Consider the following 20,087-nt stretch of genomic DNA (forward strand, 5'->3'; position numbering starts at 1 on the left):
AAAGCCCGAATCAAAATCGATACAGAAGATCGACTCGCGTGACCTCCGTCACGTCCTTGGGTTCTACTGTGCTACTTGTCACATTGCACAACGCGCGGCAGAGTCGAGACGGCGAGGATCGCCTGCCTTCGAAGGCTCGAGCGGCCCACCGAACCGACCATCGGGAGGTACCGATGTCCACCACAGAGATCGCCGAGCTTCGGCGAGCCATCGGTCAGCTGAGGCAGTGCGTCGGCGCGCTGCGATCCCGATACGGCGACGCCGCGGCGGTACGGCGCCTGGCGAACGACGTCGAGCGGCTCGACATCGACGCGACCGATCTCGACACCACCCCGAACGCGGTGCCCGCGCAGGCGAAGGCCACCGATCGAGTCCAGATTCCCGATACGCCTTACGACCCGGCGCTGTGGCAAGGTGCCGACGACGAAGGCGTCGGCGGCTACAAGCGCGACCAGCGGTGAACGGTCCCGCAGGCCATGAGGCCGGACGGGGTACGGGGGTCCGCGCACCGTCGCGGGCCCGGATCGCCGAGCGAACGCTGCGCACCGACCGGTGGTGGCTGTCCCCGCTGCTGACCGTCCTCGGCCTCTCCGCCTTCATCGTCTACGCGACGATCAGGTCGTTCGTGCGCACCGCGTACTGGGTGCCCGAGTACCACTACCTGACGCCGTTCTACTCGCCCTGCGTCTCGGAATCCTGTGTCGAAGGTTCCCGGCATTTCGGGACCTGGATCGGCGAACTGCCGGGCTTCGTCCCGCTCGGCTTCCTCGTCCTGCCGTTCCTGCTCGGCTTTCGGCTGACCTGCTACTACTACCGCAAGGCGTACTACCGCGCGGTCTGGTTCTCGCCGCCCGCCTGCGCGGTCGCCGAACCGCACGAGAAGTACACCGGTGAGACGCGGCTGCCGCTGATCATCCAGAACGCCCACCGATACTTCTTCTACGTGGCCGTGATCGTCTCGCTGGTCAACACCTACGACGCGATCACCGCGTTCCACGGCAAGACCGGCGGTTTCGGTTTCGGGCTCGGCAACATCGTGCTGCTCGGCAACGTGATCCTGCTGTGGGCCTACACCTTGTCCTGCCACTCGTGCCGTCACGTGACCGGCGGCAGGCTCAAGCACTTCTCGAAACATCCGGTCCGCTACTGGATCTGGACGCAGATCACGAAGCTCAACACCCGGCACATGGCGCTGGCGTGGACGACGCTCGGCACACTCGTGCTGACCGACCTCTACGTGATGCTCGTGGCCAGCGGTGCGATTTCGGATCTGCGGTTCATCGACTAGCGGCGCGGGAATCTCCCGTCCCCGGCGACAAGCTTTGAGGTGGCTCTCTCCATGACCGAGGTTGAAACGTTCGGCTACGACGTGGTGGTGATCGGGGCCGGCGGCGCCGGTCTCCGCGCGGTCATCGAGGCCCGTGAACGCGGCTTCAGCGTCGCGGTGGTGTGCAAATCGCTGTTCGGCAAGGCGCATACGGTGATGGCCGAAGGCGGCTGCGCGGCGTCGATGGGCAACGCGAACTCGAACGACAACTGGCAGGTGCACTTCCGCGACACCATGCGCGGCGGGAAGTTCCTCAACAACTGGCGGATGGCCGAACTCCACGCCAAGGAGGCGCCGGACCGGGTCTGGGAGCTGGAGACCTACGGCGCGCTGTTCGACCGCACCGCCGACGGCCGGATCAGCCAGCGCAACTTCGGCGGGCACACCTACCCGCGGCTGGCGCACGTCGGCGACCGCACCGGACTCGAACTGATCCGCACGATGCAGCAGAAAATCGTTTCACTGCAACAAGAGGACTTCAAGGAGACCGGTGACTACGAGGCGAGGATCAAGGTCTTCGCCGAATGCACGATCACCGAACTGCTGACCGAGAACGGCCGGATCTCGGGCGCCTTCGGGTACTGGCGGGAGAGTGGCCGGTTCATCCTGTTCGAGACACCGGCGGTCGTGCTGGCCACGGGCGGCATCGGGAAGTCGTTCAAGGTCACCTCCAACTCGTGGGAGTACACCGGCGACGGGCACGCGCTGGCGCTGCGGGCCGGGGCGACGCTCATCAACATGGAGTTCGTCCAGTTCCATCCGACCGGCATGGTCTGGCCGCCGAGTGTGAAGGGGATCCTGGTCACCGAAGGCGTCCGCGGTGACGGTGGGGTCCTCAAGAACACCGAGGACGACCGGTTCATGTTCTCCTACGTCCCCGATGTGTTCAAGGGACAGTACGCGGACAGCGAGGAAGAAGCCGATCGCTGGTACACCGACGCCGACAACAACCGCCGCACCCCGGACCTGCTGCCCCGCGACGAGGTCGCGCGCGCGATCAACACCGAGGTCAAGGAGGGCCGGGGATCGCCGCACGGCGGGGTCTTCCTCGACATCGCCAGCAGGCTGCCCGCGGAGGAGATCCGTAAACGGCTGCCGTCGATGTATCACCAGTTCAAGGAACTCGCCGACGTCGACATCACCAAGGAGCCGATGGAGGTCGGCCCCACCTGTCACTACGTGATGGGCGGGATCGAGGTCGACCCGGACACCGCGTCGTCGAGTGTGCCGGGGCTGTTCGCCGCGGGCGAGTGCTCGGGCGGGATGCACGGCTCGAACCGGCTCGGTGGCAACTCGCTTTCGGACCTGCTCGTCTTCGGCAGGCGCGCGGGCCTCGGCGCCGCCTCCTATGTGGCGGAACTGAAGGACCGCCCCAAGGTCGGCCGGTCCGATGTGGACGCCGCCGCGGCGATGGCGCTCGCGCCGTTCGACCCGCCGGGTGACGGCGTCGAGGAGAATCCGTACAGCCTGCACACCGAACTGCAGCAGTCGATGAACGACCTCGTCGGCATCATCCGGAAAGCCGAGGAGATCGAGCGGGCACTGGAGAAGCTCGGGGAGCTGCGGGAGCGGATCAAGCGGGTCACCGTCGAGGGACACCGGCAGTTCAATCCCGGTTGGCATCTCGCCGTCGACCTGCGCAACATGCTGATGGTCAGCGAATGCGTGGCGCGAGCCGCGCTGCTGCGCACCGAGAGCCGGGGCGGGCACACCCGCGACGACCATCCGGGCATGGACGCCCGCTGGCGCAACAAACTCCTGGTCTGCTCGGCCACGCCGGGCGACAACCCGGTGGTGCCGGAGATCGGCATCGAGGCCAAGGAACAGACCCCGCTGCGGCAGGACCTGCTGGAGCTTTTCGAACTGTCCGAGCTGGGGAAGTACTACACCGACGAAGAACTGGCCTCGCACCCCGGGAGTCCGGCATGAGCTACAAGGCGAGTTTCCGGGTCTGGCGCGGCGACGCCGATTCGGGTGAGCTGCAGGACTACCGCGTCGAGGTCAACGAGGGCGAGGTCGTCCTCGACATCATCCACCGGCTGCAGGCCACCCAGGCCTCGGATCTGGCGGTGCGGTGGAACTGCAAGGCGGGTAAATGCGGTTCGTGCTCGGCGGAGATCAACGGCAAGCCGCGGCTGCTGTGCATGACGCGGATGTCGACCTTCACCGAGGACGAGGTCATCACCGTGACGCCGATGCGGACGTTCCCGGTGATCCGCGACCTGGTGACCGACGTGTCGTTCAACTACACCAAGGCCCGTGAGATCCCCTCGTTCACCCCGCCGCCGGAGCTGAAGCCGGGGGAGTACCGGATGCAGCAAATGGACGTCGAGCGCTCGCAGGAGTTCCGCAAGTGCATCGAGTGCTTCCTGTGCCAGAACACCTGCCACGTGGTGCGGGACCACGAGGAGAACAAGGAGGCCTTCGCCGGACCTCGGTACCTGATGCGGATCGCCGAACTCGAAATGCATCCCCTCGACGTCGCCGACCGGCGGGACGAGGCGCAGGAGGAGCACGGACTCGGGTACTGCAACATCACCAAGTGCTGCTCGGACGTGTGCCCGGAGGGCATCCACATCACCGACAACGCGCTGATCCCGATGAAGGAACGCGTCGCGGACCGGAAGTACGACCCCATCGTGTGGCTGGGGAACAAACTGTTCCGGCGGGACAAGTAGAACGCCTTCGCCCGGACGGGTACCGAAGGAGCTTTCCCCGCACAGCGGCGGAGAAAGCTCCTTCGGTCCCTGGTCGCGGCCGCGAAATTTCCCGCGGCATGAGTTCATCCACCGGGCTTGCGGGCGCTGTGGAAAGCAGCGTGCTCTTCGATGTCCTGGAAGCCCGCATCCTGTAAGGCTCGCGCCAGTGGGAGGCCTCCGGATGCCCGTACGGTCAGCACCCCGCCAGGGACGAGATTGGCGTTGAGCCGGGGGACCATCGCGTCGAAATCCTCGGTGGTGTCCGGCAACGCGACCACGATTTCGAACGATCCCATCACCGGCAGTCTCGCCGGCACGTGCACCTCGTAGGAGATCCCGACCGGATCCCGCTCCTCCTCCCGTTGCGCGACGGCGATCAGTGCCTGATCCGCGTCGACCCCCATGACCCGGCGTGCGCCCTCGCGGCGGAACAGCCGCGGATACCGGCCGTCCCCACAGCCGACGACCAGCACCGATCCACCCGGCAGGGCAGGCAAGGCCGACAACAGTTCCGCGGTGGTGTCCGGGTTCGCCATCAGTCGTCCCTCCACAGCGGGAACGTCCCGAACCAACCGATTCCCCGCCGGGGCAACAGCTTCGGCCGCTCACCCACCACTGGCCAGTTTCCAGGTGAGGGTGCAGACGAGCGCGAGGACCACGGACAGGAAGATCCGCCGCATGAACTTCGAACCGCGGCGAGCCGCGACGGAGGCACCGAGTACCGAACCCGCGAGATTGCAGCACGCCATCGCCGAACCGAGGCCCCACAGCACTTTTCCGGTCGGGATGAAGAACAGGAGCGCGCCGAGGTTCGTGGCGGCGTTGACCAGTTTCGTGGTCGCCGAGGCACGGAGAAACGAATAGCCGATCACCCCCACCAGGACGAAAATGAGAAAGGAACCGGTGCCGGGCCCGGCCAGCCCGTCCCAGAAGCCGAGTACCGCACCGCTGCCGGTCATCGTCAGCAGTTCACGTCGCTTTCCGAACCGGGCTTGTTCGGCCACGCCCAGATCCGGTTGGCGCAGCGTGTAGAGCCCCACCCCGATCAGGGCGACCAGCACGATGATCGTGAGCAGTCTGGGCGGCAGCAGGGTGGCCGACATGGCTCCGGCGACGGCTCCGGCGAGCGCGGTGACGGCCATCAGGAGCGCGGAGGGCCAATCCAAGGGCGTGCGCCTGGCGTAGGTGGGAATCGCCGCCGAGGTGCCCACCAGACTCGAAATCTTGTTGGTCGCCAGCGCGTGCACCGGTGAGCCACCCGGCATGAGCAGCAACAGGGCGGGAAGCTGGATGAGTCCTCCACCGCCGACCATCGCGTCCACCGCTCCGGCGACGAACGCCGCCACACAGAGGAAAAGCAGGCCGGCGAAGCTCACCGAGCCGAATCCCGCCCAGTCGAGCGGGGTCAGCACGTGACGTCCGTGGCGCGGTGGGAAGCGAGATACGACATGCGAAGGGTGCTACCTTTGTTCAGGCCCTGAACGACGTGACCGAGTCGAGCACGCGCTCGGCCAGTTCGGGACGGCAGATCAGCAGGTCGGGTTGACAGGGGTCCGGTTTGTTGTAGCGCAGCGGGGATCCGTCGATCCGGGACGCGTGCAGCCCGGCGGCCATGGCCACGGCGGCCGGTGCCGCGGAATCCCATTCCCATTGTCCGCCCGCGTGCAGGTAGACGTCGGCCTCCCCGCGGACGACCGCCATCGCCTTCGCCCCGGCCGAGCCCATCCCGACGAGGTCCAGCCCCAGCGCTTCGGCCACGGCGGCGGCGAACGCCGGCGGGCGCCCGGCGCTGACGAGCATCACCGGCGAACCGGTCGAAGCCGGCGGCGGGGCCTCCGTCGAGTGCACCAGGTCCAGATCGGGGATCGCGACGGCCGCCGCGGTCAGCCCCGCCCCGGCTTCCCACAACGCGACGTGCACCGCCCAGTTCGCGTGCCGTCCGGCCGCGTATTCCCGGGTCCCGTCGAGGGGATCGACGATCCACACGCGGTCGCGGCGGAGCCGGACACGGTCGTCGGTGGCCTCCTCCGACAGCACACCGTCGGCAGGCCGGAAGCACGCGAGCGCCCTGGCGAGAAAGCCCTCCGCATGGGCGTCCGCGGCCTTGCCCAGCTCAGGCGGCGGCAGATCGGTGTGCCCCGTGCGGAACCGGCTCAGCAGTCGTCCCGCTCGCCCGGCCAACGCCGCCGCCAACTCCGGGTCGGAGAGGGACATGGCTACTCCGACCTGATCGTCGACGCGGCGGGGACCGAGGAAGCGGGTTCCGGCGGTGGTTTCTCCCGGAGGAACCAGTGCACCGTGCCGGCGGTGGCGGCGATCGGCAAGGCGGCCCAGAGCGGGGCCGAAAGCATGGACAAGCCGCTGAACATCAGGAGGCCGAGCACGAACGCCTTGAGCCACCGGCCGCGCACCCGCGTCGCCCACAGGCTGCCGACGAGGACCCCCGGGATTCCGCCGAGCGCCACGGACGCGGTGATGCCGAGGGCGAACTCGCCGACCAGGAGATGCCCCAGCGCGGCGGCCCAGACCAAGGGCACCGCCTGCACGAGGTCGGTCGCGGTCAGGCGCCTGCCGGTCATCGCCGGGAAGAGCACGACCAGCCCCGCCGCCACCAGCGAGCCGGAGCCGACCGACGTCAGCCCGACCAGCGTTCCGACGACGACACCGAGCACGCACAACGTGATCCGGCTCCGGCGGTGGCCCGGCTTGCCGGTGGAGCGGTGTTCAGGCGGCCTTCGCGCGTTCAGGAACGCTCGTGACAGACCGAGGACGGAGCTGGCGACGACCATCACGCCGAGCAGGACGCGCAGGAGGTCGTTCGGCAGCCCGCCGTCGATCAAGGCGTGCGACAGGATCGGCGCGGCGAACGCGCTGGGGACCGAACCGCAGAGCAGCCAGCGGACGATGCGCAGATCCGCCGTTCCGGACCGCAGGTGCACCGCGGCGCCGAAGGGTTTCATGATCGCGGACGCCACGAGGTCGGACGCGATCGCCGCCGCGGGCGGGACGTGGAACACGCCGATGAGCAGTGGCGTCAGCAGGGCGCCGCCGCCCATGCCGGTCAGGCCGATCACCCCGCCGAGCAGGAAGGCGGTCGCCACCAGCGCGGGATCGATCAGCACGTCCGGCCCGCCGCGGCGAGTTCGGCCGTCGAGTCCGTGCTCGCGGCGGCCTCCGCCATCCCGGCGGCCGTCGTGCTTCCGTCCTCCGGGTCGAGCAGGAGGAAGCTGCCGGTGATCCGGTCGTCCCGGTACGGTTCGATCGGCAGCGGTTCCGCGGTCAGGATCGAGACGACCGCGATGTCGTTGCCGCCGATGACGTCCCCGGCCGGGGTGTACGACATCGTGGTGAGGTCGAGGGTGGAGCGGATGTCGCGCAGTACGCCCCGAGCCGTGCGGGTGCCGTGCTTGACCAGCAGCGGTTCGCCTTCCCGCAGCCGATGGTCGGACACACAGCAGATGACCGCGGTGAACTCGGTGGCGAGCACGGGTGCCGGGAGCCCCGCGATGAGATCTCCGCGCGACACGTCGACGTCGTCGGCCAGCTGTATTTCCACCGATTGGCCGGGCTCGGCCCGCTCGACCGGATCACCGAGCCGGCGCACACGACGCACCCGCGACCGCGTCCGGGACGGCAGGATCAGGACTTCGTCACCGGGCGCCAGCGAACCCGTGCCCAGCCGTCCGGCGTAGAACCGTGCCGGTTCCTCGGCGCCGCGCAGGACGCACTGCACCGGCAGCCGCGCCGGACCCGCGGCCGCCGCGGATCCGGCAGGGACCTCTTCGAGGTGCTTCAGCAACGTCGGTCCGTCGTACCACGGAGTTCTCTGCGAGCGGGTCACCACGTTGTCCCCGCGCAGGGCGGAAAGCGGGATCACCACCACGTCTTCGACGCCCAAGCGGCGGGTGCAGTCCAGGACTTCGTCCCTCAGCCGGGTGAAGCGGCCCTCGTCGAAGCCGACCGCGTCCATCTTGTTCACCGCCACGATCACATGGGGCACCCGGAGCAGGGAGGCCGCCGCGAGATGCCGTCGAGCCTGATCCCGCAGGCCCGTCCGGACGTCGACCAGGACAACCACGGCGTCCACCAGTGACATGCCGCTGACGGTGTTCCGGTTGTACTGCACGTGACCCGGTGTGTCCGCCAGGACGAACCGGCGGTGGGCGGTGGAAAAGTAGCGAAAGGCCACGTCGATGGTGATGCCCTGTTCTCGTTCGGCCCGTAAGCCGTCGGTGAGCAGGGCGAGGTCCACCTCGAGACCGTCGGTTCCGCCCAGCGCGTCGAACTGGTCGGTGAACACCGAATCCGAATCGATCAGGAGCCTGCCGACGAGGGTCGATTTCCCGTCGTCGACGCTTCCGGCGGTCGCCAGCCGCAGCAGGCCGCCCGTCGTGCCCGCGTCCCTCGTCATCAGAAGTAGCCCTCCCGCTTGCGGTCCTCCATGGCCGTGGCGGACAGGCGGTCGTCGGCGCGCGTCGCCCCGCGCTCGCTCACCTGGCTCTCCATGACCTCGCGCAGTACGTCCTCGGTCGTCTTCGCCACCGATTCGACTGCTCCGGTGCACGACATGTCCCCCACCGTCCGGTACCGCACCGAAAGCGTGGTGAGCGTTTCACCGGGACGCGGACCGCCCCAGGAGCCGGGGGCGAGGAGCATGCCGTCGCGCCGGAAGACCTCTCGCCGGTGGGTGAGGTAGATGGGCGGGAGCGGTACGTCGTGGCGGACGATGTAGCTCCACACGTCGGCCTCGGTCCAGTTGGACAGCGGGAAGACACGAAGATGCTCGGTGGGCCGGAGCCTGCCGTTGTAGAGCTGCCACAGCTCCGGCCGCTGGCGCCGGGGTTCCCAGCCGCCCAGCGGGTCGCGCACCGAGAACACGCGTTCCTTGGCTCTGGCTCGATCCTCGTCGCGACGGGCCCCGCCGAACAGCGCGTCGAATCCGCCGGTCCGGATCGCGTCGAGCAACAGGCGGGTCTGCTGGGGGTTGCGCAACCCGTCCGGGCGTTCGCTCAGCCTGCCCGAGTCGATCCAGTCTTGGACACTCGCCACCGTCAGGTCCAGCCCGTGCCGTTCGACGATCTCGTCCCGGAACGCCAGGACCTCGGGGAAGTTGTGCCCGGTGTCGACATGCAGGAGGCCGAAAGGCAGCTTCGACGGCGCGAACGAACGCAGCGCGAGGTGCAGCAGCACCGCCGAATCCTTGCCGCCCGAGAACAGCAGTACCGGTCGCTGCGACTCGGCGACGGCCTCCCTGATGATGTGCGCCGCCTCGGACTCCAAGGTCTCCAGCTGGGCGGGCTCGGACGGGGCGGTGGGACCGGATCGGCTCACCGGCCGGTCGACGGCGGACAGGGTCACAGCAGTTCCCATTCGTTCAGCGCGGCGCGCAGCCGCCTCACGGTCAGTTCGACGGGTTCTTCCTGGGTGTGCAGCCGGAGATCCGGACGTGCCGGGACTTCGTAGGGGTCGTCGACCCCGGTGAGCCCGACCAGCTGCCCGGACCGCTGTTTCGCGTAAAGCCCTTTCACGTCACGACCGGAGCAGACGTCCAGTGGTGTCGCCACGTGCACTTCCCGGTAAGCCGTTCCCCCGTGGAGGTGTTGCTCCCGGATGGCGGTCCTGGTGGCGGCGTACGGGGCGATGACCGGAACGAGGACCTTGATCCCGTTCCGGGCCAGCAAGTGGGCCACCCACCCGACGCGGAAGACGTTGATGTCCCGGTCCGCACGGGAGAATCCGAGACCGTTCGACAGTTTCGCCCGGAATTCGTCCCCGTCGAGCACTTCGACCTTGTGCCCGTCACCGCGGAGACTGACCGCCAGTTCCCGGGCGATCGTCGACTTGCCGGAGCTGGGCAGTCCGGTGAACCAGATGGTCGCGCCGCGGTCACGCACGGGGACCTTGCTGTTGCCCGCGGCGGCGAAGGGCGCGTCTTGCGTACGCGTTGCGGAAATCGAATCGACATGGCTGTTCACGAGATCTCCAAGCAGAGTAGAAGCTGGAAATACTTTGAGGAAGCTCAGACGAAATTCTTCTGCAATTCGCTGCGTTCGCCTCGGTGCTGGGGAGACAGGCAGCCGGGGAACCGTTCTTCGACCCAGTCCCGGTCGTAAAGGGTGTCCAGGTAACGGTCACCGAGATCGGGGGAGAGGGCCACCGCGGTCACGTGATCGGGAAGATCCTTGAGGTAGTGCTCCACCGCGCTGAGCACCGTGCCGGACGAGCCGCCGAGGAGATAGCCTCTCGCCGCGAGGCGATGGCACATCTGCACCGCTTCGCGTTCGTCCTGCATGACCACGTCGTGGACGACGGAGGGATCGACCAGTTCGGGTTTCCGGCTGGTGCCGAGGCCGGGGAGGAATCGTGGCCCTGGCTCCCCGCCGAAGGTGACCGAACCGGTGCTGTCGACGGCGATGATCTTGGCGCGGTGCCCGTGGTCACGGAGGTAACGGGCACATCCCATCAGCGTGCCGGTGGTGCCCGCGCCGATGAAAATGTAGTCGACCGAAGGGAATTGGGCGAACACCGCCGGCGCGGTATGCCGGTAGTGCGCCAGCCAGTTTTCCGCGTTCGCGTACTGGTTCAGCCAGACGTGCCGCGAATCGGTGGCGCACAATTCCTGCACGGCGCGGATCCGGGTACCGAGGTAGCCGCCGGTCTCGTCGAGCTGCGTGACCACGACGACCTCGCCGCCCATGCTTTCGATCAACCGGCGGACGCCGGGATTCGCTCGTGGGTCGGTGACGCAGAGGAACCGGTATCCCCGACTGGCGGCGATGATGGCCAGTGCGATGCCGAGGTTTCCGGACGACGACTCGACGATGACGGTGTCTTCGCCGAGCAGGTTCGCGCGCTCGGCGGCGTCCACCATCGACCGCGCCGCTTTCAGTTTGATCGAACCGGCGAGGTTGAAATTCTCGCATTTCAGATACACGGATTTTCCGAAGAACGATTGCAGATCGATGTAGACGTCTTCGATGATCAGATCTTCTGGTGCGCGGACGATGGGCATGACGAGTAGACCCCCAATGCTTGCCGCAGAACCTCGACTAATCTCTCACAGCGCGGCTGAGCTACGTTCCGACGGACGCACGAAGTTGTCGTCTTCGCGCATCCGTTCGTACTGGGCGGCCGCCCATTCGACGTGGTCGCGCAGACCGTTCTCGGCCGGGAAGTCCGCGAAGGCGGGAATGCGCTCGGTCGGCGGCTCTATTCCCGTACTGTTCAGCACCCTGCGGTAGAAATAGTCGGCGCCGTGGTTGCTCAGCGCCAGCTCTGGTTGTGGCCGCCACCGCAGCTGGTCTTCCTCGAAGCGCAGATCCCAGGCGGAGAGGACGCGCTCGAAGATCGGCCCCGGTGCCGTCCGGTAATCGTGGCTGTCGACGAGCAGATACTCGACGCCGTGTTCGCGGCAATGGGCGAGCTGGCCGACAAGGTCGTGCCAGCCGGTTTCGGCGAGCGGGAACTGCGTGGGGAGATCATGCGACGCTTTGATCCGGCGGCGGGAGCTGATCGTCAGCCGGGGGTCCCGGACGAGGAAGACCACCGGATGCGCGGTCCGTGCGAGCAGTCGCGGGAAATGCTCGCCGACCTGAAAGGTCATCTCCTTGACGAGCAGCTTCTTGCCGTCTTTGGGCGGGATCACCGTGTGGAGGTCGAGTGGATCGGCGAGAACGGCGTCGGCGTGATCGGGGTCCAGCGCCCGGTAGTGCGTCGATTCGTACGGCTCGTGCGAGTAGTAGCGGATCTCCGGGTTGTTCCACAGCACTCGTGCGAACGCCGTCGACGCGCAGCGGGGAGGGCCGACGACCAGATGGATGTCTTCCGGGTTGTCCATGAAAGGGGCTCCTCGGTGGTGGATCGGGTGGCGCGGCGGCCGGATTCGTCACCAGCGCCTGGTTTCGCCGACGAAGTCCTCGATCTCGATCACGGAACCGTCGAGGCGAGCCTGCTCCAGGACGTGGTTGCCGACCGCCAAATCGAGTACGCCGAGTCCGAAGGGTGAGAAGATCGTCGGGCGATCGGGCGCGAGGGTGATCTCGTGGCGCAGCACATCGCCGATGGTGCCGTTGATGAATTCCCTGCCGCCGGAAAGGCGTTCGGCGAGATGGGGTGAGGTGTCGGCCTTCAGGCAGTGTTCGACGTCATCGAGAACGTTGTTCGAGCGCAACAACAATTCGGGCGGGAGGTCACGCAGCGAGATGTTGAGCAGCAGCTGGTCGTCCCGGAACGCGGTTTCGGCCGGTACATAGGGAGCCGCCGCCGTGGTGGCGAAGACGACGAGTTGGGGGTCGAACGTTTCGGACAGGCTTTCGGCCCGCCGCGCCGTCAAGCCGTGCACCTGACGGGCGTGCTCCACCAACAGGTCGGCACTGCCGGGATCGCGGTCGTAGACCACGACCTCACTGAGCTTCGGCAGGGTTTCGACCAGATAGTCGGCGATGGTGCGTGCGATGACGCCCGCGCCGAGGAAAGACACGTTCACGGCGTTGGCGCCCTGAGGCAGTTCGCGGGCGGCCAAGGCCGCGGAAGCCGCGGTCCGCGCCGCGCTGATGCCCGCCGCCTCCACACAGGCGATGGGGTAACCGGTCTCGTAGTCGTTGATCAGCAATACCGCCGAGGCTCGCGGCCTGCTGGACGCGACATTGTCCGGGAAGCTGGCGATCCATTTCATGCCGATCCGGTCGACATCGCCGCCCAGATAGCTCGGCAACGCGATGACCCGTGAATTCGGTTTGTCCGGAAAGCGCAGGAAGTAGCTGTCCGGATTGACGCTTTGTCCGGAATCATGCAACAGGTAGGTTTTTCGAATCAGGTCGATAACGGTGTTCCGGGAGTTGTCGATGATGTTCTTGACCGCTTTTCCCGGAACTATGGACAGCGATGACATCCGTCTCCTTGCTCGTTTCGCGCGGTTATCGGCTGCTGGGCATGCCCGTGCCTCGCTGCCGGGCGAATCCGGAAGCGTTTTTCGGCGACGTCGTTCGACTCCGTGCGTGCCGGCTTTTCACTGTCCGTCGGACGACGGGATGGGACGACCTTCACCGGACTCGCTCATGGTCGATACGCGAGCGATCAGCTCATATGCTGCTTCGTCCGCTCATGTAAACCCCCAATGGCGAAGTTCCCGAAACGTGGGACGCTGCTTGGTCGGTTAACATCATCGTTACCCGGACTGGCGACGAGGTACCGCCAAACGGAGGTTTCGACGATAAGTACTCCCGGCCGGAAAAAAACTGTCGACTGGCTGAAATCGGCCGGGTGAGCGCGATACGGGAAAGGCCGGGTATTCGATTTCCGTCACGCAGGGCGCCGCGGCGGAATCGAAATGCTCGCGCACGGGAGCGGGCGATACGGATTTCGTCACCGAACGCGAACAGCCGCCGGCGTGACCTGATCGGCCACGGTACCGGCGGCTGCACGCCCGCCTCAGGAGCCGAGACGGGTCACTCCGAAGATCCTTACTGGGGTGCCGCACCGCCGAGACCGTGGGCGGTGGCGCCCGGCTGCAGCGCGGTGAGCGTCGTCAGCTCGGCCTTGTCGCCGCCCTCGGTGTGGATGATCTTCTTGTTGCGGCGGTTGCGTTTCTCGAGGTATCTGGCCAGCGCGGTGAGCAGCAGGCACAGGGTGATGTAGATGGCCGCGATGACGATCGTGGTCGGCACGATCGGGCGGCTGAACGCTCCCTGCGAGCCGACGAACCGGGCGTAGTAGAGCAGTTCCTCGTAGGTGATCAGGAAGCCGAGCGCGGTGTCCTTCAACAGGACGACCAATTGGCTGACGATCGTCGGCAGCATCGCCCTGACGGCCTGCGGGAGGAGTACGAAGAACATCACCTGGGTCTTGCGCATCCCCAAGGCGTACGCGGCTTCCGACTGCCCCTTCGGCAACGAGAGGATACCGGCGCGGAAGACTTCGGCGAGGACGGAACCGTTGTAGAGGGTGAGCCCCAGCACCACGGCGAGGAAGGGCGTCATCCGCACGTCCACGACCGGGAGGCCGTAGTAGAAGAGGAACATCAAGATCAGCAACGGGATCGCGCGGAACAGTTCCACGACGGCCGTCGAGATACCGCGGATCCAGGCGTGATCGGAAAGCCTGCCCGCCGCGAAGACCGCGCCGAAGACGAGCGCGAGCACGGCGCCGGCCGCGAAAGCCTTCAACGTGGCCAAGACGGCTTTGAGCAGATCTTCCTGAACTTGCTTGTACTGGAGCCATTCCCACTTGCGGGCGGTGAACTGCCCGCTGTCGTGGAAGCGGTAGACCACGTAGGCGATCAGCGCGATCACCGCGACGACACCGACGGCGGCCAGCACCCGGTGCCGGACGCGGGCCTTCGGGCCGGGAAGGTCGAACAGGACGTTGCTCATCGGCTGACGCTCCACCGCTTTTCAAGGGACCGCTGAACATAGGAGAGGATCGCGACCAGGATGAGGAACCCGAGGGTCACCCACAGCAGACCGATGAGTTGGTCCTCCCCGCGCTCCGACAGGTACTGGCGGATCGCTCCCGCTTCGGTCACCGAGAACCCGGCGGCGATCGTGGTGTTCTTGAGCAGGGCGATGAGGGTGCTCATGATCGGTGGCACCACCGAGCGGATCGCCTGGGGCAGCACGATCTGCCCGATGATCTGACCGAAGTTGAGGCCGAGCGCGCGAGCGGCTTCGGCCTGGCCCACCGGGACGGTGTTGATCCCGGAGCGGACCACCTCGCAGATGAAGGCCGCCGTGTACATGGTCAAGGCCACGGCCGCGGCCACGAAGTAGGACAGGCCGACGATGTTCAGCAGCGGATAAGCGAAAGCGAAGAACAGGAACACCAAGGTCAGCGGGGTGTTCCGCACGAGGGTGACATAGGTCGTCCCCGCGGCACGGAAGACCGGCACCGGGCTGACCCGCAGCATGGCGATGAGAGTGCCGAGAACGAGGCTGGCGACCGCGGCCAGGAGGAACAGGTAGATCGTGTTCAGGAAGAACGGACCGAAGAGATCCAGGTTATCGAGTAGGACGTCCATGCAACTTTCCCCGCCGCCGGAGTGGTGATAAGGATCGCCGGTGGTTCCTCATCGGGACCACCGGCGATTCGGGTCGTACTTCGGTCAGTACCGGTCGAGGGCAGGCTTCTGCGCCGGGGAACCGGACTTGCCGAGGGTGGCGTCGTAGATCTTCTGCCACGTGCCGTCGTCGAGCGCGGTCTGCAGAACGTCGTTGACCTTGTCGCGAAGCGCCTTGTCGTCCTTGTTCATGCCGACGCCGTAGGGCTCCTTCGAGAAGGTCTTGCCGACGACCTTGAGCTGCTCGGGCTCCTGCGCGGCGTAGCCCTTCAGGATGGCGTCGTCGGTGGTGAGGGCGTCGACCTCCTTGGAGATCACCTTCTCGACGCACTGCGAGTAGCCCTGGAACTCGACGATGTTGCCGGCTTCGGTCAGGCCCTGTTCCCGGACCCGCTGGACCGGAGTGGATCCCGTCGCCGAGCAGACCTTCTTGCCCTTCAAGGTTTCCGGGCCGGTGATGGAGCTGTCGTCCTTGCGGACCAAGAGGTCCTGCCCGGCCACGAAGTACGGGCCCGCGAAGGAGACGAGCTGCTTGCGCTTGTCCGAGATCGTGTAAGTGCCGACGTAGTAGTCGATGTCGCCGTTGGCGATCGCCTGCTCACGGCCGAGGGACTGGACCGGCTTGAAAGTGATCTTGTCCTCGGGATAGCCGAGGTTGGCCGCGATCAGCCGGGCGATCTCGATGTCGAAGCCCGAGTACTTGCCGGTCGTCGGGTCCTTCTGGCCGAGTCCTGGCTGGTCGTCCTTGACCCCGATGATCAGGCCGCCGCGAGCCTTGAACTTGGCGAAGGTCGGCGAGCCCGCGACGTCGGCGTTCTGCGCCACGGCGTAGGTGGGCAGCGAGGCGGCGTTCGTACCCGCGGCGCCGTCGCCCGCGGCCGGGGCTCCTTCTTTGCCGCACGCGGTCAAGGCGAGGCTGCCGACGAGCAGCCCGGTCACCAGGGCGCGGATTTTCATGCGGATCTCCTGTGGTTTGGTGCTTCCTGAAACCATTTCAGTGGGTCAAGATCTTGCCGAGGAAATCCTTCGCCCGGTCGGATTTGGGCCGGGTGAAGAAGTCCTCCGGGGTCGAGTCCTCGACGATTTCCCCCTCCGCCATGAAGATCACCCGGTTCGCCGCCCGCCGGGCGAAGCCCATCTCGTGGGTGACGACCAGCATCGTCATCCCGTCCTTCGCGAGCCCGGTCATGACGTCCAGGACCTCCTGGACCATTTCCGGGTCGAGCGCGGAGGTCGGCTCGTCGAACAGCATCACCTTGGGACGCATGGCCAGCGCACGGGCGATCGCCACGCGCTGTTGCTGGCCGCCGGAGAGCTGCGCCGGGTACTTGTCGGCCTGATTGGCGATCCCGACCCTGGTGAGCAGCTCCATCGCCGCCTTGCGGGCCTCGGCCTCCGAGGCCTTGCGGACCTTCATCGGGGCCAGCATGACGTTCTCGACGATCGTCTTGTGCGCGAACAGGTTGAACGACTGGAACACCATGCCGACGTCGGCACGGAGCGCCGCGAGCGCCTTTCCCTCGGCGGGCAGCGGAACGCCGTCGACGGCGATCTCGCCGGAGTCGATCGGTTCGAGGCGGTTGATCGCCCGGCACAGCGTGGACTTACCGGATCCCGACGGGCCGAGTACCACGACGACCTGCCCCTTGGGCACCTCGAGGTTGATCTCCTTGAGCACGTGGAGGTCGCCGAAGTACTTGTTCACGGCGGCTGCCTTGATCATCAATGGCGCCACGTCCGTGGTCATCTGGCCTCCAAAATCCGCTCGCCGGGAAGTGGGCGAGTGTCCTGCGTATGTCGGGGAAACCTACCCCGGTGCGCGGCGGGGAGCCTGAGCTTTGAGGAACACTTAGGGTTTCAAGTAGGTATCGATGTCCGTTACGCGGTGAGACCCGGGCCGCCCGGTTGCCGGGTACGGGGTGCGCGGATGGAGCAGGCGAGCGCTCGCCGCGGCGTCGCCGGTGACTCGGCGTGAGTATCGCCGGAGGTGCCCGAGAGGAAGGATGGCCGAGGTGCGGGTGCTGCTTGTCGAGGATGACGATCGGGTCGCGGACGCCCTCGTCCCGGCGTTGGTGTCCCGTGGGCTGGCGATGACCCGGCTCGCCTCCGGAGCGGGGGTGCTCGATCAGGTGGCCCGGTTCGACGTCGTCCTGCTCGATCTCGGGCTGCCGGACATCGACGGGGTGGAGCTGTGCCGCCGCATTCGCGCGGAAAGTGACGTCGCGGTGATCGTGGTGTCGGCCCGCGGCGAGGTGGGGGACCGGATCCTCGGCCTGCGCGCCGGGGCGGACGACTATCTGGTCAAGCCGTACGACGTCGATGAACTGCTGGCCAGGGTCGACGCGGTGAGACGCAGACGCGGCGAACGGGAAGCGGCTTCCAGCCCCGAGGTTGTGCGGCTCGGCGACGTCACGGTGGACCTCGCCCGCCACGAGGTGCTGGTGGCGGGCACCCCGGTCGCTCTCTCCCGCAAGGAATTCCAGGTGTTCGCGTTGCTGGTCCGCGCGCGCGGCGCGGTGTGCCCGCGGGAGCAGTTGCTGACGAGGGTGTGGGGGCACAGCGGAGCGGCGGAGAGCCGCTCGCTCGACGTCCATGTCGCGACCCTGCGCACCAAGCTGGGCCGCCCCACCCTGATCGAGACCGTCCGCGGGGTCGGTTACCGGCTCCGCGAGGGATGGGACTGACCGGTGAGGGTCCGCCTGCAGGGGATCGTGCTCATCCTGGTCTCACTGGTGGTGTTCGGGCTCGGCGTCCCGCTGGCGCTGAGCCTGGCCGACGGTGTGCGGCAGCGGCTGTTCCTCGACCGCCTCACGGATACGGCCCGGTTCGCCTCCCTCGCCGAACGGCCGTTGCTGGACGACCGGTTCGCCGATCTCGACCAGCAGATGCGCCGGTACGCGGAGGTCTACGGCGTCGAGGTGGCGGTGGTGGACCGGGATCTTCGCCAGGTGATCGGCACCGCCGGCGACCTGTCGGCGGATCCCCGGGTCGCCGACGCGATCCGCGACGCGCTGGCCGGCCGTCACCAGGGCCCCGGCGAGCGGCTGACCCCGTGGAGCACGGCGCCGCTGGTGCTCACCGAACCGGTTCTGGTCGACGGTGACGTCCGCGGAGCGGCCATCACGATCTCGGACACCTCCCGTGCCCGTACGGAGGTGCTCTGGCAATGGTTGTCGCTCGCCGTCGGCGGAGCGCTCGCTTTCGTGCTCGCGCTGTTGCTGACCACCCCGGTCGTCCGGTGGATCCTGCGCCCCGTGCATCGGCTGGACGACGCGACCGAATATCTGGTGACCGCCGTGCTGAGCGGGCGCGAAGCCGACCCCGTCGGGGAAAGTGGCGGACCACCCGAGCTTCGCCAACTGGCCCGTTCGTTCGACCGGATGGCAGGCCGGGTGTCCGCGGCGCTGGCGGCGCAGCGGGCTTTCGTCGCGGACGCCTCCCATCAGCTGCGGAATCCGCTCACCGCGTTGAAGATCCGGCTCGGCAACGTCAAGTCGAAGGTGGAAGGCGAATCCGCGACGGAGCTGGCGGCGGCCATGGTCGACGCCGACCGCTTGTACCGGCTCGTCGACGACCTGCTGTCGATGGCGAAGGCGGAGGGGTCCGGGAACGAGCTGGTTCCGGTCGTCGTGGGTGACCTGGTCGACCAGAGGGTCGAAGACTGGTCGGTCGTCTTCGAGTCCCGTGACGTCGTCTTGGCGGCCGAGCCGACGGACGAGACGATGCGGGTCCTGCTCCCGCCGGACGGTTTGACCGTCGTCCTCGACTCGCTGCTGGACAACGCCCTCAAGTTCAGCGAGCCGGGAACCGAGGTGAAGGTTTCGGTGCGCTCCGCCGGGGACCGGGTGACGATCGCCGTCCGGGACCACGGCCCCGGCCTGCGGTCCGAGGACCTGGATCGCGCGACCGACCGGTTCTGGCGCGGGGCGCGGCACCAGAACGTGCAGGGCTCCGGGCTGGGGCTGGCGATCGTGCGGGAAATCGTCACCAGATCCGACGGCACCTTGGCCCTGGAGTCGCCGGAAGACGGCGGACTGCTGGCTTCGGTGACCTTTCCCGCCCACCTTCCTTGAGATCTTCGAGGCACGGGCGGTTCAGGGCTTGCCTTCGCGGAAGTAGCGGAGCGCACCCGGATGCAGGGGCAGAGGCTCGGTTTCGATGCCGGGATGCACGTCGATCGACAAGGCGGCCGGGTTGACCTCCGCCAGCCGGGTGCGGGCGCCGAACAGGCCCGCCGTCAGTCCCCGGGCGAGGTCGTCGGGCATCGAGGACCGGACGATCAGGAAGTTCGGTACCAGCAGGGTGGTCACCGGCTTCTCCTGGTGATAGGTGCTGGCCGGAATGGTCGCGGTGCCGTAGACCGGGCTGATCTCCCGCATCCGCGGAATGAAGTCTTCGAGGTCGAGGAGCCTGACCCGCGTGCTGCCCGCCGCTTCGGCGAGGCGGACGGTAGGCAGGCCGCCGGACCAGAAGAAGGCGTCGATCTCGCCGCGGGTGAGGGCGGTCAGCGAATCCTGGAAGCCGAGCTGCCGAGTCGTCACCCGGCCGGACAAACCGGCGATGGTCAGCAGGCGGTGCGCGATGTACTCGACGCCGGAATCGGGCGCGCCGATCGCCACCCGGTGCTCCTTCAGCTGCTCGATGGCGGTGATCGACGAGTCGGCGCGGACGACGACGTGCAGGTAGTCGTCGTGGATACGGGCGAGGGCGGCGATCCCGGTGGGTTGATCGGCCGCGACGTCGGCGGCGACGAAGGCGATGTCGGCTTGATCGGACCGGAGACGGGCGAGGTTGTCCAGCGACCCTTGCGTCTCCTGCACCTCGGGGAGCGCGATCTCCAGATCGGCCGCCCAGGCCGCGGCGAGCGGCTTCGCGAGCGGCAGGTACACGCCGCCGGGGTTGCCGGCCGCGATGCGCAGGTGCAGCGGGCCGACGCCGGGGTCACATCCGGTGACCAGGGCGCAGACCACGGCGATCACCGCCGCCAGCACCCCTGGTCTCCTCATGA

The 20,087-nt window shown here is 67.3% G+C and carries 21 protein-coding genes; 6 read left to right on the plus strand and 15 right to left on the minus strand.

Going from position 1 to position 20,087, the window contains the following annotated elements; translation table 11 throughout:
- The first annotated feature begins 173 nt into the window (after nucleotides 1-173).
- Genes P3102_RS11795 through P3102_RS11810 form a run of 4 tightly spaced genes read left to right on the plus strand, consistent with a single transcriptional unit; the run spans nucleotide 174 to nucleotide 4,005 of the window.
- Nucleotides 174-461 carry a hypothetical protein gene (locus P3102_RS11795; protein ID WP_276368937.1) on the plus strand — a complete coding sequence of 96 codons (288 nt, stop codon included), beginning with the start codon at nucleotides 174-176 and terminating at the stop codon, nucleotides 459-461.
- Nucleotides 458-1,288: a hypothetical protein gene (locus tag P3102_RS11800; RefSeq protein WP_276368939.1), complete on the plus strand. Its 831-nt coding sequence runs from the start codon at nucleotides 458-460 to the stop codon at nucleotides 1,286-1,288. The genes P3102_RS11795 and P3102_RS11800 overlap by 4 nt, the downstream gene beginning before the upstream one ends.
- Nucleotides 1,289-1,339: 51 nt before the next feature.
- The gene (locus P3102_RS11805) at nucleotides 1,340-3,256 is read left to right on the plus strand and encodes a fumarate reductase/succinate dehydrogenase flavoprotein subunit (protein WP_276368941.1); all 1,917 of its coding nucleotides are present in this window, start codon (nucleotides 1,340-1,342) and stop codon (nucleotides 3,254-3,256) included.
- Entirely contained in the window at nucleotides 3,253-4,005 is a 753-nt protein-coding gene (locus P3102_RS11810; RefSeq protein ID WP_276368943.1) for a succinate dehydrogenase/fumarate reductase iron-sulfur subunit, read from the plus strand. Before P3102_RS11805 ends, P3102_RS11810 begins: the two co-directional genes overlap by 4 nt.
- A 104-nt stretch (nucleotides 4,006-4,109) precedes the next feature.
- On the opposite strand, the gene P3102_RS11815 is transcribed toward P3102_RS11810, so the two are convergent.
- The 14 genes from P3102_RS11815 to P3102_RS11880 all read right to left on the minus strand — a co-directional run bounded on the left by P3102_RS11815 (nucleotide 4,110) and on the right by P3102_RS11880 (nucleotide 16,802).
- Nucleotides 4,110-4,562 carry a class I SAM-dependent methyltransferase gene (locus P3102_RS11815; RefSeq protein ID WP_276368944.1) on the minus strand — a complete coding sequence of 151 codons (453 nt, stop codon included), beginning with the start codon at nucleotides 4,560-4,562 and terminating at the stop codon, nucleotides 4,110-4,112.
- Nucleotides 4,563-4,631: 69 nt separating this feature from the next.
- Entirely contained in the window at nucleotides 4,632-5,438 is an 807-nt protein-coding gene (locus tag P3102_RS11820; protein ID WP_276368946.1) for a TSUP family transporter, read from the minus strand.
- Between the two features lie 58 nt (nucleotides 5,439-5,496).
- On the minus strand, nucleotides 5,497-6,240 hold the full coding sequence (locus P3102_RS11825) for an inositol monophosphatase family protein (RefSeq protein ID WP_276368947.1): 744 nt from the start codon (nucleotides 6,238-6,240) through the stop codon (nucleotides 5,497-5,499).
- A 2-nt stretch (nucleotides 6,241-6,242) separates the two neighbouring features.
- The gene (locus P3102_RS11830) at nucleotides 6,243-7,148 is read right to left on the minus strand and encodes a sulfite exporter TauE/SafE family protein (RefSeq protein ID WP_276368949.1); all 906 of its coding nucleotides are present in this window, start codon (nucleotides 7,146-7,148) and stop codon (nucleotides 6,243-6,245) included.
- Nucleotides 7,142-8,437: a GTP-binding protein gene (locus P3102_RS11835; protein WP_276368950.1), complete on the minus strand. Its 1,296-nt coding sequence runs from the start codon at nucleotides 8,435-8,437 to the stop codon at nucleotides 7,142-7,144. Before P3102_RS11835 ends, P3102_RS11830 begins: the two co-directional genes overlap by 7 nt.
- The gene (gene cysD / locus P3102_RS11840; protein ID WP_276368952.1) at nucleotides 8,437-9,396 is read right to left on the minus strand and encodes a sulfate adenylyltransferase subunit CysD; all 960 of its coding nucleotides are present in this window, start codon (nucleotides 9,394-9,396) and stop codon (nucleotides 8,437-8,439) included. Before cysD ends, P3102_RS11835 begins: the two co-directional genes overlap by 1 nt.
- Nucleotides 9,381-10,001, minus strand: a complete 621-nt coding sequence (cysC, locus tag P3102_RS11845) for an adenylyl-sulfate kinase (RefSeq protein WP_276368954.1) — start codon at nucleotides 9,999-10,001, stop codon at nucleotides 9,381-9,383. The genes cysD and cysC overlap by 16 nt, the downstream gene beginning before the upstream one ends.
- A gap of 44 nt (nucleotides 10,002-10,045) precedes the next feature.
- Complete coding sequence (gene sbnA, locus P3102_RS11850; protein ID WP_276368956.1) at nucleotides 10,046-11,038, minus strand: 2,3-diaminopropionate biosynthesis protein SbnA; 993 nt, start codon at nucleotides 11,036-11,038, stop codon at nucleotides 10,046-10,048.
- 45 nt (nucleotides 11,039-11,083) lie between these two features.
- The gene (locus tag P3102_RS11855) at nucleotides 11,084-11,863 is read right to left on the minus strand and encodes a hypothetical protein (protein ID WP_276368958.1); all 780 of its coding nucleotides are present in this window, start codon (nucleotides 11,861-11,863) and stop codon (nucleotides 11,084-11,086) included.
- Nucleotides 11,864-11,911: 48 nt separating this feature from the next.
- Nucleotides 11,912-12,916 carry a 2,3-diaminopropionate biosynthesis protein SbnB gene (gene sbnB, locus P3102_RS11860; protein WP_276368959.1) on the minus strand — a complete coding sequence of 335 codons (1,005 nt, stop codon included), beginning with the start codon at nucleotides 12,914-12,916 and terminating at the stop codon, nucleotides 11,912-11,914.
- Nucleotides 12,917-13,487: 571 nt separating this feature from the next.
- Nucleotides 13,488-14,396 (minus strand): amino acid ABC transporter permease, encoded by a 909-nt coding sequence (locus P3102_RS11865; protein WP_276368961.1) that lies wholly within the window; start codon nucleotides 14,394-14,396, stop codon nucleotides 13,488-13,490.
- Entirely contained in the window at nucleotides 14,393-15,040 is a 648-nt protein-coding gene (locus tag P3102_RS11870; protein WP_276368963.1) for an amino acid ABC transporter permease, read from the minus strand. Before P3102_RS11870 ends, P3102_RS11865 begins: the two co-directional genes overlap by 4 nt.
- A gap of 84 nt (nucleotides 15,041-15,124) precedes the next feature.
- Entirely contained in the window at nucleotides 15,125-16,036 is a 912-nt protein-coding gene (locus tag P3102_RS11875) for a glutamate ABC transporter substrate-binding protein (RefSeq protein ID WP_276368964.1), read from the minus strand.
- 37 nt (nucleotides 16,037-16,073) lie between these two features.
- Nucleotides 16,074-16,802: an amino acid ABC transporter ATP-binding protein gene (locus P3102_RS11880; protein WP_276371112.1), complete on the minus strand. Its 729-nt coding sequence runs from the start codon at nucleotides 16,800-16,802 to the stop codon at nucleotides 16,074-16,076.
- 289 nt (nucleotides 16,803-17,091) lie between these two features.
- On the opposite strand from P3102_RS11880, the gene P3102_RS11885 reads away from it, so the two are divergent.
- Nucleotides 17,092-17,763: a response regulator transcription factor gene (locus P3102_RS11885; protein ID WP_276368966.1), complete on the plus strand. Its 672-nt coding sequence runs from the start codon at nucleotides 17,092-17,094 to the stop codon at nucleotides 17,761-17,763.
- A 3-nt stretch (nucleotides 17,764-17,766) separates the two neighbouring features.
- Nucleotides 17,767-19,152: a HAMP domain-containing sensor histidine kinase gene (locus P3102_RS11890; protein WP_276368967.1), complete on the plus strand. Its 1,386-nt coding sequence runs from the start codon at nucleotides 17,767-17,769 to the stop codon at nucleotides 19,150-19,152.
- A gap of 21 nt (nucleotides 19,153-19,173) precedes the next feature.
- Here the strand turns inward: P3102_RS11890 and P3102_RS11895 are convergent, their stop codons facing one another.
- Nucleotides 19,174-20,085, minus strand: a complete 912-nt coding sequence (locus P3102_RS11895) for a TAXI family TRAP transporter solute-binding subunit (protein WP_276368968.1) — start codon at nucleotides 20,083-20,085, stop codon at nucleotides 19,174-19,176.
- Between the last annotated feature and the right edge of the window lie 2 nt (nucleotides 20,086-20,087).

Origin of the sequence: Amycolatopsis sp. QT-25 (assembly GCF_029369745.1) — a bacterium.
In the GTDB taxonomy this organism is placed as follows: domain Bacteria; phylum Actinomycetota; class Actinomycetes; order Mycobacteriales; family Pseudonocardiaceae; genus Amycolatopsis.

Excerpts from the sequence above, each read along its gene's own strand:
- P3102_RS11795 (WP_276368937.1), top strand. The coding sequence starts at position 174 with ATGTCCACCACAGAGATCGCCGAGCTTCGGCGAGCCATCGGTCAGCTG.
- P3102_RS11805 (WP_276368941.1), top strand. The coding sequence starts at position 1,340 with ATGACCGAGGTTGAAACGTTCGGCTACGACGTGGTGGTGATCGGGGCC.
- P3102_RS11810 (WP_276368943.1), top strand. The coding sequence starts at position 3,253 with ATGAGCTACAAGGCGAGTTTCCGGGTCTGGCGCGGCGACGCCGATTCG.
- P3102_RS11815 (WP_276368944.1), bottom strand. The coding sequence starts at position 4,562 with ATGGCGAACCCGGACACCACCGCGGAACTGTTGTCGGCCTTGCCTGCC.
- P3102_RS11825 (WP_276368947.1), bottom strand. The coding sequence starts at position 6,240 with ATGTCCCTCTCCGACCCGGAGTTGGCGGCGGCGTTGGCCGGGCGAGCG.
- P3102_RS11835 (WP_276368950.1), bottom strand. The coding sequence starts at position 8,437 with ATGACGAGGGACGCGGGCACGACGGGCGGCCTGCTGCGGCTGGCGACC.
- cysD (WP_276368952.1), bottom strand. The coding sequence starts at position 9,396 with ATGGGAACTGCTGTGACCCTGTCCGCCGTCGACCGGCCGGTGAGCCGA.
- sbnA (WP_276368956.1), bottom strand. The coding sequence starts at position 11,038 with ATGCCCATCGTCCGCGCACCAGAAGATCTGATCATCGAAGACGTCTAC.
- P3102_RS11855 (WP_276368958.1), bottom strand. The coding sequence starts at position 11,863 with ATGGACAACCCGGAAGACATCCATCTGGTCGTCGGCCCTCCCCGCTGC.
- sbnB (WP_276368959.1), bottom strand. The coding sequence starts at position 12,916 with ATGTCATCGCTGTCCATAGTTCCGGGAAAAGCGGTCAAGAACATCATC.
- P3102_RS11865 (WP_276368961.1), bottom strand. The coding sequence starts at position 14,396 with ATGAGCAACGTCCTGTTCGACCTTCCCGGCCCGAAGGCCCGCGTCCGG.
- P3102_RS11870 (WP_276368963.1), bottom strand. The coding sequence starts at position 15,040 with ATGGACGTCCTACTCGATAACCTGGATCTCTTCGGTCCGTTCTTCCTG.
- P3102_RS11875 (WP_276368964.1), bottom strand. The coding sequence starts at position 16,036 with ATGAAAATCCGCGCCCTGGTGACCGGGCTGCTCGTCGGCAGCCTCGCC.
- P3102_RS11880 (WP_276371112.1), bottom strand. The coding sequence starts at position 16,802 with ATGATCAAGGCAGCCGCCGTGAACAAGTACTTCGGCGACCTCCACGTG.
- P3102_RS11895 (WP_276368968.1), bottom strand. The coding sequence starts at position 20,085 with ATGAGGAGACCAGGGGTGCTGGCGGCGGTGATCGCCGTGGTCTGCGCC.